The sequence below is a fragment of the Ensifer meliloti genome, from assembly GCF_030064585.1.
Classification (GTDB): Bacteria; Pseudomonadota; Alphaproteobacteria; order Rhizobiales; family Rhizobiaceae; genus Sinorhizobium; species Sinorhizobium meliloti.
Genome location: NZ_CP120366.1, coordinates 343,651 through 356,572, shown reverse-complemented (window position 1 = coordinate 356,572; position 12,922 = coordinate 343,651). Strand labels below are relative to the sequence as shown.

At 60.5% G+C, this 12,922-nt stretch carries 11 protein-coding genes; 10 read left to right on the top strand and 1 reads right to left on the bottom strand.

Annotated elements, in window-relative coordinates; all coding sequences use genetic code 11:
* Window positions 1–20 precede the first annotated feature (20 nt).
* The 10 genes from PZL22_RS26070 (at window position 21) to PZL22_RS31460 (ending at window position 9,984) form a co-directional block, all read left to right on the top strand.
* On the top strand, window positions 21–929 hold the full coding sequence (locus PZL22_RS26070) for a helix-turn-helix domain-containing protein (RefSeq protein ID WP_010967963.1): 909 nt from the start codon (window positions 21–23) through the stop codon (window positions 927–929).
* A gap of 215 nt (window positions 930–1,144) precedes the next feature.
* Complete coding sequence (locus PZL22_RS26065) at window positions 1,145–2,056, top strand: helix-turn-helix domain-containing protein (RefSeq protein ID WP_010967962.1); 912 nt, start codon at window positions 1,145–1,147, stop codon at window positions 2,054–2,056.
* A gap of 225 nt (window positions 2,057–2,281) precedes the next feature.
* Complete coding sequence (locus PZL22_RS26060) at window positions 2,282–2,932, top strand: hydrolase (protein WP_010967961.1); 651 nt, start codon at window positions 2,282–2,284, stop codon at window positions 2,930–2,932.
* Window positions 2,933–3,017: 85 nt separating this feature from the next.
* Entirely contained in the window at window positions 3,018–3,308 is a 291-nt protein-coding gene (locus PZL22_RS26055; RefSeq protein WP_014990228.1) for a XapX domain-containing protein, read from the top strand.
* Window positions 3,308–5,293, top strand: coding sequence for an amidohydrolase (locus tag PZL22_RS26050; RefSeq protein ID WP_127519126.1), 1,986 nt, complete (start codon window positions 3,308–3,310; stop codon window positions 5,291–5,293). The genes PZL22_RS26055 and PZL22_RS26050 overlap by 1 nt, the downstream gene beginning before the upstream one ends.
* A 13-nt stretch (window positions 5,294–5,306) precedes the next feature.
* Window positions 5,307–5,765, top strand: coding sequence for a DoxX family protein (locus PZL22_RS26045; protein WP_010967958.1), 459 nt, complete (start codon window positions 5,307–5,309; stop codon window positions 5,763–5,765).
* Window positions 5,762–7,354 (top strand): MFS transporter, encoded by a 1,593-nt coding sequence (locus tag PZL22_RS26040; RefSeq protein WP_013845655.1) that lies wholly within the window; start codon window positions 5,762–5,764, stop codon window positions 7,352–7,354. Before PZL22_RS26045 ends, PZL22_RS26040 begins: the two co-directional genes overlap by 4 nt.
* A gap of 19 nt (window positions 7,355–7,373) precedes the next feature.
* Window positions 7,374–8,348, top strand: coding sequence for an MBL fold metallo-hydrolase (locus PZL22_RS26035; protein WP_127700846.1), 975 nt, complete (start codon window positions 7,374–7,376; stop codon window positions 8,346–8,348).
* Between the two features lie 76 nt (window positions 8,349–8,424).
* Window positions 8,425–9,264 carry an alpha/beta fold hydrolase gene (locus tag PZL22_RS26030; protein WP_017264864.1) on the top strand — a complete coding sequence of 280 codons (840 nt, stop codon included), beginning with the start codon at window positions 8,425–8,427 and terminating at the stop codon, window positions 9,262–9,264.
* 471 nt (window positions 9,265–9,735) lie between these two features.
* Entirely contained in the window at window positions 9,736–9,984 is a 249-nt protein-coding gene (locus PZL22_RS31460; protein WP_127700850.1) for a hypothetical protein, read from the top strand.
* Between the two features lie 979 nt (window positions 9,985–10,963).
* Here PZL22_RS31460 and PZL22_RS26025 read toward each other — a convergent pair.
* Window positions 10,964–12,865 (bottom strand): potassium transporter Kup, encoded by a 1,902-nt coding sequence (locus tag PZL22_RS26025; protein WP_127700852.1) that lies wholly within the window; start codon window positions 12,863–12,865, stop codon window positions 10,964–10,966.
* Window positions 12,866–12,922 lie beyond the last annotated feature (57 nt).

Sequence of the window (12,922 nt, the reverse complement as noted above, 5' to 3'; positions counted from 1 at the left end):
GAAATCGGGAGACCACGTCGATGGCCCTGCACGAAGCATTGAACGCCGCAGGTCGTGTGCCGGGCCCGATCGTCAAGTCGATTGCTGCCGGCGATATCAACGTTACGAGGACCTATTCCGATCGGTTTGATCTGGACGTCGCACCGGCCATCCCCTGCACAGACGCATTTGGCGTTATTGTTCAGCTTCGTGACTTCGATACCCATCGGCTATGGCGACGTGGCGAATTGGTTTACGAGGGCGGACACGCAAAGGCGTCGCTGGCAATCACCGACCTACGCGACCAGTGGCAGTGCCATCATCTCTCGCCGTTCGACAATATCCGCTTCCACATTCCGTTTTCCCGCATGCGTGCCTTCGCGGAAGAGGTGGGCCGTAGCGAATATATGGCGCTCGCTTGTGTCCAGGGGCGCATAGATCCGGTCATGCACGGCCTTGCCCAGGCATTGCTGCCATCGCTTGACGATCCTAGCGATGCCAATCCTCTGTTTCTGGAGCAGATCAATCTCGCCATGTTGGCGCACCTCAGTCAAACCTATGGCGGGCTGCACTTCCCCGTGGACAAAAAAGGGACTCTGTCGCCTTGGCAGGAAAGACTCGCTACGGACTTTTTGGCTTCCCATTTCAACAAACCGTTTTCGATTGGAGATCTGGCTTCTCGCTGCGGATTATCGCGCAGCTATTTCAACAAGGCTTTCAAGGAGAGCTTTGGGCGCACCCCTTCAAAGTGGCTGACCGAGTACCGGGTCGCGCGGGTCAAGGAAATGTTGTTGTTGGACCTGTCGATTGCTGAGGTCTCGATCAATTGCGGCTTCGCCGATCAGAGCCACATGACCAGGGTCTTCACAAGTCTGACTGGCGACACACCGGCACGCTTCAGACGAAAGAACAGGACGTTCGGCGTGGCCTTGGATCCGCTAATGGTCTGATCGCCTCCATTGGCTCACATCGTTCAAAACGCGTGAATTTCGTACAAGATCGTTTTCCCGGTCGCGGCGATGATGCGGCGATTGAGGGCGACTCCGCGCACCTGAGTGGAGGCTGCCTCTTGAAACCACGATCCGCACAGGGCCTCGGTCCTATTCCGATGTTTGTGGTCGAGAGGTTTTCGCTACAGGTAAGCTCAAAATACGGGACCCAAGGCATGACGGACGTCTCTTCCATCGCAGCAACCAAAAGACATGACAGTCTCGGCTGCTCCATGGACAGGCTCGACGATGACCGAACGATCGAGGGCCGTGACATGTCGTTCCATCGCAAGAGGTCGGCTTCGGCGCCGCCCGGCAGAGTCACGACACCAGCGACCGGACGCGGATATCTGCTCGGTCTCTCCGCAGCAGGCGGACACAGTCGGCGGATCATCAAAGAGCACCATTCGACTGTTCATGATTTTGAGCAAAATGCGGTCTACCTGCGGAATTTCGCCGATGATTATTGTGCTGACCTCAGCGGCTCCTTCGACTTCATGCTGCTCGAAATCAATCATAACGCGCTCGAGCGGATCGCCGACGCGGCGGACTTGAGAAGTGTCAGCGAGTTGCGCCCGGTTGCCGCCCACGCAGATCCTGTGCTTGGTGGCATGCTGGGCGCCTTGTTTGCGACAGTGGACGGGAGCGCCGACAGGAGCGCCTTGTTTGTTGACCAGCTCTCGATCGCAATTGGGGTTCATGTTGTTCAGCAATACGGCAACGGTCGCGGCAACGTGGCGGCCAGCGGGCGCCGGCTTTCCTCACGTTGCCAAGCCAGGATCAAGGACCTCGTCCAAAGCCAGCTGAATGGTGAGCTGACCGTCGAACAGCTCGCTTCGGCCTGCAATCTGTCGCAGGCCACTTTTCTTCGGGCCTTCCGCGAAACGATGGGGAAGACGCCGCATCGATGGCTGCAGCAGCAACGCATCGAAAAGGCCGTGGATCTGCTGCAGTTCTCACAAACCCAGTTGAGTGAGATCGCCAGCGTATGCGGCTTCTCCGACCAGAGCCACTTCACACGTGCCTTCGTACAGGCGATGGGCGCCACCCCCGGGGCCTGGAGACGAAGCCGGCAGTTGAGCGCTTGAAAAAGAAAGCGCGGTTCCAGTCAGGGAGCCAAGAGTGCGCTATGCGACGGTACGGTTGACACCTCTCTTACTGGTTCAACTGCAGCAAGTGATCTCTCATCAATTCGTAGGTCGCGCGCTTGGTGGCGATCAAAAAGTTCAAAAGTCCCTCATCCGTTACAAGAAATGGGCAGTCGTCCTCGCCATGGTGTCGGACATCAGCAACCAACCGAAGAGGCCACTACCATGACCGCGACACCGACCCCCGGGAAACTTCTCGTTTCGCCCAAGGATCACGCCCTGATCATGATCGACTTCCAGTCGCAAATGTCCTTTGCCACAAAGTCGATCGACGCTGTGCAACTGCGCAACAACGCGGCGCTGGTCGCGAGCGCGGCTGCCGGCTTCGGTGTCCCGACGATCCTGACGACAGTCGCGGAAAAGAGCTTCTCCGGCCCAATGTTCGCGGAGATCACCGATGCCTTCCCCGAACAGCCGCTTCTCGACCGCACCTCCATGAATACCTGGGAAGACGCAGCGGTGATCGAGGAGGTCAACCGAATCGGAAAGAAGCGCCTCGTCTTCTGCGGCCTTTGGACCTCCGTCTGCATCGTCGGCCCGACCCTGTCAGCGCTCGATCAGGGCTTCGAAGCCTACGTCATTGCCGATGCCTGTGGCGACGTGTCGGACGAGGCGCATGAGCGCGCCATGGACCGCATGGTGCAAGCCGGAGTCCGTCCGATGACCTCGCTCCAATACATGCTCGAGCTGCAGCGCGATTGGGCACGCACCGACACCTACGACATGACCACCGGCATCGCCAAAAAATTCGGCGGCGCCTACGGCCTCGGTATCATCTACGCCAAGACCATGTTCGGCGCTTCCGAAGGCCACTGACCTTCACTGGGGTTGCTCAGCCGAGCGCCACTCCGGCCGCCTCCAGCGGGCGGAGTGGCGACGACCAATGTTAAAGGGAATGACGATGAAGATGTATCTCCTTTCACTCGGGGCCGGGCTACTCGTGGGTGTCATCTACAGCCTGCTCAACGTCCGCTCCCCGGCTCCGCCGGTGATCGCGTTGGTGGGGCTATTAGGGATCCTCGTCGGCGAACAGGCAGTGCCACTGGTCAAGCGCCTGATGTCCGGCAATCCGGTCAACATTTCTTGGTTCAATAGTCACTGCATCCCGCATGTTTTCGGGGAACTGCCGACCGGTGCCGCACATAATCCTGTTGCTGCGCGCGACGAGCCGTCTGCACGGGAGATCAGCTAATGCCGACCCGCCGCGGTTTTCTGGGTGCAGCGTCCGCCCTGGCGCTCCCTAACCTGTTTTCACCGGCGCGCGCCGCCGATCCCGTTTCGACCTCAGGAGACAAGCCAATGAGTGCCGATCTGATCCTGCACCATGGTCTGGTGACCACGCTGGACCGGACGAACCCGAACGCCACGGCCATCGCTATTCGGGACAGCAAGTTCCTCGCCGTTGGCGACGACAGGGACATCATGGCGCTTGCCGGACCAGAGACGAAGGTGATCGACCTGAAGGGCAAGCGCGTCCTGCCTGGACTGATCGACAATCACACGCATGTCGTCCGCGGCGGTCTCAACTACAATATGGAGCTGCGCTGGGACGGGGTGCGCTCTCTCGCCGATGCGATGGACATGCTGAAACGTCAGGTGGCGATCACACCACCGCCGCAATGGGTCCGGGCGGTCGGCGGCTTCACCGAGCACCAGTTCGTCGAAAAGCGCCTGCCGACAATTGACGAGATCAACGCCGTCGCGCCGGACACGCCAGTCTTCCTGCTGCATCTCTATGACCGCGCCCTGCTCAATGGTGCCGCGCTGCGCGCCGTCGGCTATACGAAGGACACGCCGAACCCGCCGGGCGGCGAGATCATCCGCGACGCCAGCGGCAATCCTACTGGCATGCTGCTCGCGAAACCCAACGCCGCCATCCTCTATTCGACGCTCGCGAAGGGGCCGAAACTGCCCTTCGAGTACCAGGTCAACTCGACCCGCCACTTCATGCGCGAGCTCAACCGCCTCGGCGTCACCGGAGTCATCGACGCGGGCGGCGGCTACCAGAACTATCCGGATGACTACGCGGTCATCCAGAAGCTCGCCGACGATGGGCAGATGACTGTTCGTCTTGCCTACAATCTCTTCACCCAGAAGCCCAAGGAGGAGAAGCAGGACTTCCTCAACTGGACTTCTTCTGTGAAGTACAAGCAGGGCGACGACTACTTCCGCCACAATGGTGCCGGCGAGATGCTGGTGTTCTCCGCCGCCGACTTCGAGGATTTCCGCCAGCCACGCCCGGACATGCCGCCGGAGATGGAAGGCGACCTTGAGGAAGTCGTGCGTGTGCTAGCTGAGAACCGCTGGCCCTGGCGCATGCACGCTACGTACGACGAGACCATCTCACGGGCGCTCGACGTGTTCGAGAAGGTCAATCAGGACATGCCGCTTGAGGGGCTCAACTGGTTCTTCGACCATGCGGAAACGATCTCTGAGCGATCTATAGACCGCATCGCCGCGCTCGGCGGCGGCATCGCCACCCAGCACCGGATGGCCTATCAGGGGGAATACTTCGTCGAGCGATACGGGCATGGGGCCGCCGAGGCAACGCCGCCGATCGCAAAGATGCTGGAGAAAGGCGTGCACGTCTCCGCCGGCACCGATGCCACCCGGGTCGCCTCCTATAATCCCTGGGTCTCGCTCTCGTGGATGATTACAGGAAAGACGCTCGGCGGCATGCAGCTCTATCCGCGCGCCAATTGCCTCGACCGCGAGACGGCACTTCGGATGTGGACCGAGAACGTCACGTGGTTCTCCAACGAGGAAGGCAAGAAGGGCCGGATCGAGAAGGGTCAGTTTGCCGACCTGATCGTGCCCGACAAGGATTTCTTTGCCTGCCCGGAAGACGAAATATCGTTCATAACGTCCGAGCTTACCATGGTCGGCGGCAAGATCGTCTACGGGACCGGCACGTTCGCCGATTTCAACGAGAATGACGTTCCGCCGGCTATGCCGGACTGGTCTCCGGTGCGCATGTTTGGCGGTTATGCGGCGTGGGGAGAACCCGAGGGCGCGGGCAAGCGTTCTCTGCGGCGGACTGCGATGGCCACCTGCGGCTGCGCCAGCAACTGCAACGTGCATGGCCACGACCACGCCGGGGCGTGGACATCGAAGCTGCCAATTTCGGACGTCAAGGGCTTTTTCGGCGCACTCGGCTGCTCCTGCTGGGCCGTTTAGGAAGGACCGTTTCATGACGACCATTTCGAAAGAGACCCGCGGAGCGGCCTATGCGCGGCCGCTCCTTACCTCTCCGCCGATCCGCTTCCTGGCGCTGCTGGCCCTGTGTTCGGCCTACATCCAGGGGCCGCTGATGAAGATATATGACTTCGAAGGCGCGATCGCGGAGATGAACCATTTTGGCCTGACGCCAGCTCCGCTGTTCGCGGTCGGCGTCATCGTCTTCGAACTCGCCATGTCGGCGCTCATCCTTCTCGGCATCTTCCGCAAGGTGGCCGCACTTTGCCTGGCAGTCTTTACAGTGGCTGCGACCTTCCTGGCGTTTCGCTTCTGGGAGCTGCCGTCCGGCATGGAGCGCATGATGGCGACCAACGGCTTCTTCGAGCATCTCGGCCTCGCCGGCGGGTTCGTCCTCGTCGCCTGGCATGATCTGCACGAGCGCACCGTTTCCGGAAAGGTGCGTGCGCTATGACGGATGTGACGGCACCGACAAGTGGCTTTGCGCCGCTACGCCAGAAGGTCTTCGCCGTCCTCTGGATCGCCACGATCGTCGGAAACACCGGAAGTTTCATCCGCGATGTCGCCAGTTCCTGGCTGGTGACCGACCTGTCGGCTGCGCCCGCTGCCGTCGCGATGGTGCAGGCCGCGGCGACACTTCCGATCTTCCTGCTGGCGATTCCAGCAGGCGTGCTGTCGGATATCCTCGACCGCCGCAAGTTCCTGATCGTCATCCAGCTTCTCCTTGCGGCGGCCAGCATCTGTCTTATGCTCTTGTCTGCAACCGGACTTCAGTCGGTCAGTTCACTAATTGCGCTCACCTTCGTAGGCGGCATCGGCGCGGCACTGATGGCCCCCACATGGCAGGCGATCGTTCCTGAGCTTGTGGCAAGACAGGACGTCAAAAGCGCTGTCGCCCTGAACTCCCTCGGCATCAACATTTCCCGTTCGATCGGTCCGGCGGTCGGTGGCCTGTTGCTGGCCTGGTTTGGCGCGGCCGTCACCTACGGCGTCGACGTCATCAGCTATGTCTTCGTGATCGTGGCTCTCACGTGGTGGAGACGCGCCGCAACTCCAGACGATGTCCTCTCCGAGCGCTTCTTCGGAGCCTTCCGCGCCGGACTCCGCTTCGCGAAGGCCAGCCGCGAGCTGCACGTTGTGCTCCTGCGCGCGGCTGTCTTCTTTGCATTCGCCAGTGCTGTCTGGGCGCTTCTTCCACTCGTCGCGCGTGATCTCCTCGACGGGGACGCGGGCTTTTATGGCATCCTTCTTGGCGCGGTCGGAGCTGGAGCGATCGGTGGAGCTCTGATCTTGCCGAGGCTGCGGACACGGTTCGACGCCGACGCGCTTCTGCTGGGGGCCGCAGTCGTTACCGCAGCAGTCATGGCAATTCTCTCGGTCGCCCCGCCGCGGTGGGGAGCCATCGTGGCACTTCTTGCGCTCGGCGCTGCCTGGATCACGGCGCTGACGACGTTGAACGGCGCGGCCCAGGCGATCCTGCCTAATTGGGTGCGGGGCCGCTCGCTGGCCGTCTATCTGACCGTCTTCAACGGAGCGATGACGGCGGGAAGTCTCGCCTGGGGCGCTGTCGCTGAGGCACTGAACATCCCGCTCACTCTCAATATCAGTGCCATTGGCCTTGCTGCAGCCGGACTTCTCTTCCATTTCGTCAAGCTGCCGAAGGGCGAGTCCGATCTTATCGCCTCAAACCATTGGCCCGAACCGTTGGTCGCCGCACTTGTCGACAACGACCGCGGTCCTGTCCTCATCCTCATCGAGTATAAAGTCGACAAAACCGAGCGTCCGGACTTCCTGAAGGCACTGGCGAAGCTTTCGAACGAACGCCGTCGCGACGGGGCGTATGGCTGGGGCGTCACCGAGGACGCTGCCGATCCGGAGAGGATCGTCGAATGGTTCATGGTCGAATCCTGGGCCGAGCACCTTCGCCAGCACCGGCGCGTCTCTAAGGCCGACGCCGATGTCCAGCAAGAAGTCCGCCGCTTTCACAAAGGTGCAGAAGCGCCGGTCGTGAGCCACCTTTTGTCGATCAATCGTCCGCAGTAAACCTAGGAGAGAGAGAACGATGACCACTCGCAGATCGGTACTTAAGGGAACGCTCTCCCTCATGCTGGCCCCCACAGCAATGACGACACTTGCGCCGCCCGGCGCGGCCGCGAAGGCGCAGCAAGTCAAGATCCAGGCTCCAGGCTACTACCGGATGATGCTGGGCGACTTCGAGATCACGGCGCTTTCCGACGGAACGGCGAAGTTTCCCGCCGAGACCCTCTACGCCGGTGCCAAGGATCAGGTCGCAGCGCTGCTCGCAAAGGCTTTTCTCGACTCGCCGGTCGAACTTTCGGTCAATGCCTTTCTGGTCAACACGAATGAGCGGCTGGTGCTTATCGATGCCGGTGCCGGAGGCTTCTTCGGCCCGGCGCTCGGCAAGCTCGTTCCCAACCTCGTCGCCGCCGGCTACCAGCCGGAGCAGATCGACGACATCATTCTCACCCATGCCCATGTGGACCACCTCGGCGGCCTCGTTGCCGGGGAAAAGATCGTCTTTCTCAATGCCACTGTTCACCTCAACCAGCGCGATGCCGATTTTTGGCTGAGTTCCGCCAACCGCGACGCCGCGCCGGAGGCAAAGAAGGAATTCTTTCCTATGGCCGTGCAAGCGCTTTCACCCTACCGCGATTCCGGCAGGCTGAAGACCTTTGCCGACGAAGCTGAGCCGGTGCCCGGCTTCAAGACGGTCCTGCGTGCCGGCCACACCCCCGGCCACAGCGCGGTCGCCATGGAGAGCAAGGGCCAAAAGCTCGTATTCTGGGGCGACATCACCCACGGCGATGTCGTGCAGTTCGAGGAGCCGGACGTGACGATCGGCTTCGACGAGAACCCGGCCGCGGCTGCAAGCGCGCGCGATGCTGCCTTCGCCGAGGCGGTCAAGGAGGGATACCTCATTGCCGGCGCGCATACGCGTTTCCCTGGCATCGGCCATGTCGGCACGGACAGCGACAAGTTCGACTGGGTGCCGCTGAACTATAGAGCGACGCTCTGATCCGCAGTTTCCCCCTGATCGGGGTCGCCCCGGAGGCTTCGGGCGACAGTCTCTATCTCGAACCAAAGCAAAAGGAATGGCTTCCATGACGCAAAATTTCATCAAGACCGAGGACGGTGTCGAAATCTTTTACAAGGACTGGGGCTCCGGGCAGCCGATCGTCTTTCACCACGGTTGGCCACTTTCCTCCGACGATTGGGACGCGCAGATGCTCTATTTCCTGGGCAAGGGCTATCGCGTCATTGCCCACGACCGTCGCGGCCACGGTCGCTCGACCCAGGTCGGCGATGGCCATGACATGGCGCACTATGCAGCGGATGTCGCCGCACTTTCAACTGAGCTCGATCTGCGCGATGCCATTCACATCGGCCACTCCACCGGCGGCGGCGAGGCTCTGGCCTATGTCGCTCGCCACGGTGCCGGACGAGTCGCCAAACTTGTCATGGTCGGCGCGGTGCCGCCGATCATGCTCAAGACGGAAGCTTACCCCGGCGGACTTCCGATCGAGGTGTTCGATGGTCTGCGCGTTCAGCTCGCTGCAAACCGCGCGCAGTTCTTCCTCGATCTGCCGAGCGGACCTTTCTATGGATTCAACCGCCCCGGTGCGCAGGTCTCGACCGGCGTGATCCAGAACTGGTGGCGGCAGGGAATGATGGGCAGTGCCAAGGCCCATTATGACGGGATCAAGGCGTTCTCAGAGACCGACTTCACCGAGGACCTCAAGAGGGTCGAGGTGCCGGCGCTGGTGATGCACGGAGACGACGACCAGATCGTGCCGATCGACAGCTCTGCGCGCCTCGCTGTTAAGCTTCTGAAAAACGGTACACTGAAAGTGTACAAGGGTTATCCGCACGGCATGCTAACGACGCATGCCGATGTGATCAATGCGGATCTGCTCGAGTTCATCAAAGCCTAAGAAAATCCGGGCCGGCGATGGAAACGTCGCCGGCCCCGCAGAGCCGGCGCTGCAGGGCATTCGCGAGCACGCGGCGACCCAAGACATCGGGACTGCGCTCTTGGTTTCGAGAGGGCGTTCACAAGCTTGTCGATAAAACGCAAACCTTGGGCGGGCAGAGCCTGGTCGTCGGACAAACCGCCCAGATCGCGTCGGTCTCCGACTCCGCGTCCGCAAAGGCGACGCGTAGCGGACCGGACTTAAGGTCGTCGGCAATCGCGTCTCGAAGGCCGACGCCGATATCCCACAGGAGGTACGCCGCTTCCACAAGGTACCCGAATGCCCGGCCGTCCAGCGCTTCCTGTCCATGGCCCTGTTGTACTTCCCTGACCCGGAAGGAAGAGCATGGATCCGCACTGGGTCCGATTGGACAGGTTACATAGCCGCGCCGGGACGTCTGCCAACGATTCACACACATAAGGATAAAAGACGATGACCAAGCCTGCGACCATCCCATTCCCAACAGTCATCTTGGCCGCCGCAATCTTCAGTGCACCGGTCGCAGCACTCGCAGGTGGCAGCTACTATCGAGGGGTCACGTCGGAGCCGATCAATATCGGCCAAAACGTGAACTCTGCAACCCAGAAGAACTCTCTCAGGGCCAAGGTGGTGGCGAACCACTCCTTTCCTAAGAGAGGAGCATATTACAGGGGCCTGATGCGGAACGAGCAACCGCGATGAAGCATCTGTAGGCTGGGCGCGGTGCTGCCGACCATGCCGATGACGCCCTCGAGCCCCGGCGGGCGTCCCATCGAGTTCTTCGACGGCGTTCGGTCCGCGAAAGCCTATCGGCTGCCCGCCTCCGCAGCCGCGACGCTACCGTCGCACCGCACCGATTCGTCGGCAGGTGCGCGCGGAATGGGATAAGCCGCTGCGCCACTGTGGGGGGCTCGGACTCAATTTGAGATGTGCGTTGATCACACTGCTGCATCTCAGTCGTCGCAAATTTCCCGAGTTCTGAACCAGTGAAATTGACGGGGTCCGCAGCGAGCGCCGTGGCCAAGTTGCGCCGTTTCCCTCTTTGCATTCTCTCTAGCATTAAACTTTCCAAGGGACTTTGCAGAAACAACCCAAGTCATTGATCTAGAGGGAGCACCTCCCGATCTCCTTCAAGCGCACGTGCGCGCCTGCGTACTCACAAGAGCTGCAGGTTACCTGCTAAGAGCTGAGTGGCCATCCAAGGGCGTTGGGAATAGCATAACAGGGAGATCCTGAGACCAACCGAGGACGGCCTCCGTTAACGAATCCAGGTCTGGAACAGGAAACGATCAGTCCCTGATTTACTCCTCAGGCCTCGAGCCACGTCACGGCAAATATCGCAACGATACCAAGGAGAATCATGATGCCAGCGACGTTGACCGGATCCATTCGGGTTTCCTCCGTCTATCGTGCTCAACCCTGCAGGCGACGGTATGTTCCGCATGAATCTGTCGAAAGCTAAGAGGCGCCAAGAAGGGCAGCGCTCCCGGATTGAAAAGGAGCGCTGCAGTTGGTCGACTTGTGCGATTGTCCGCTAAGCCAACGTTTCAGCGGAGAACTTCCGTCTGAATAGGAACTCTCTTTTAACCGCTTGCTTGTTGAAATGTTCCTTAAACTGGGTCCAGATCTAGCTACGCGCGGCTGATGCCCGGTGATGCCGCTGCTAGCGCGGAGTGCGCACTTAGATAATGACTTGCTCTCCCAGCTCGACGACTCGATTAGCTGGCAGATGAAAGTACTCGGTTGGATCGATCGCCGAGTCCGCCATGGCGATGAAGAGCTTGTCTTGCCATTGGGGCAGCCCTGACTGGGGGTCGGCTATCAGCTTGCGCCGGCCGAGATAAAAGGACGTCGACATAATCTCGAACTTGAAACCCTCCTTTCGACAGCGCGCCAGCGCCCGTGAGACATTCTGATCGTCCATGAAGCCGAACCTCAGCTCCAGCAGGCTGAACCGATCAGACAGCTTTGTAATTGTGTAGCGGTCCTTCTCGGGCACGTAAGGGACCCGGGCGGTCTTGATGGTCATGATGACGTTGTGCTGATGAAGGACGTGATTGTGCTTGATGTTGTGCAACAGAACTGCCGGCGTCGTGTCGGGCGTGGCGGTCAGGAAGATCGCTGTTCCGGGGACTTGGACAGGAGCATGCTCGGACTTTCGTTCGACTATGGCCATGAACTGGCTCAGCGGGATGTCCTGACGGGCGGTCTTCTCGCGCAGCACGCTGACACCCTTCCGCCAGGTCCACATCATCGTGATCAAGGTGCCGGCGATGAGGATGGGCACGTAGCCCCCGTGGTGAACCTTCAACAGATTGGCGCCGAGGAAGACCAGTTCGAGACTGAACAGGGGAAGCAGGACAGCTATGGCTGTCAAAGCGGGCCAGCCCCATTGGCGCCGAACGAATTCGAAGGCGAGAATGGTATCGATCACCATCGCGCCCGTAATGGATACGCCGTATGCGGGGGCAAGGGCTTCGGAGCTACCGAACATCAGCATGAGGGCGAGAACACCGGTCAAAAGGATGGTGTTGACCAAGGGCAGGTAAATCTGACCCGTTTGCGTTTCCGAGGTGTAGCAGATTTCGAAGCGGGGGAGGAAGCCGAGATGGATCGCTTGCCGTATAAGCGAAAAGGCTCCGGTGATCACCGACTGGCTGGCGATGATCGTTGCGGCCGTGGCAAGGATCACCATCGGCAACAAGGCCCAGTTCGGGAACATCAGGAAAAACGGATTGGAGATGGCATCGGGATGGGACAAAACCAGCGCGCCCTGCCCGAGATAGTTCAACGCGAGGGCGGGAAAGACGACCGCAAACCAGGCCGCCTGGATGGAATGGCGACCGAAATGGCCCAGATCGGCATAAAGCGCTTCAGCTCCGGTCACGGTGAGGAAGATGGCGCCGAGTACGATAAAGCCGATGAGGCCGGCATTCCATAAAAAACCGATCGCATTGAGCGGGTTAAAAGCCGAAAGGATCGCCAGATCGTCGCCAATATGCGCAACGCCGGCAGCTGCCATCACGAGAAACCAAACGAGCGTGATCGGGCCGAAGAACACGGAAACGGCACCGGTCCCGCGTGACTGGACGGCAAAAAGCAGCAGGATTATCACGACGGAGATCGGCAGAACGTAGTCGTGAAGCGCCGGCGCGACGAGCTTCAAACCCTCAACGGCCGACAGTACCGACAGCGCCGGGGTGATCATCGCGTCACCGATGAACAGGGCGGCGCCTAGAACGCCGGCAAAAAACATGAGGACCGGATATTTGGTGCCCTTCTTCAGCAACAGGGCGAGCAGGGACAAAGTGCCACCCTCACCATCGTTGTCGGCCCGAAGCAGAAAGAGCACATATTTGATGGTCACGATGGCGGTCAGCGTCCAGAGTACCAGCGACACGAGACCGATGACTTCGTCCCGCCCAACGCCACCTGGTCCAAACGGGCGCAGTGCCTCGCGGAAGGCGTAGAGAGGGCTGGTCCCGATGTCGCCATAGACCACACCGATTGCCCCGATGGTCAGCGCCAGAAACTGCGGCAGATTGCTCGCTTGTGCCGGTGCGTGGTCGAGGGAGTCGGCCATATGTTCTCCCTATCCTGAGGCGAGCTTTAAACAGTAACTCGGCTGGAGACGCTAGAC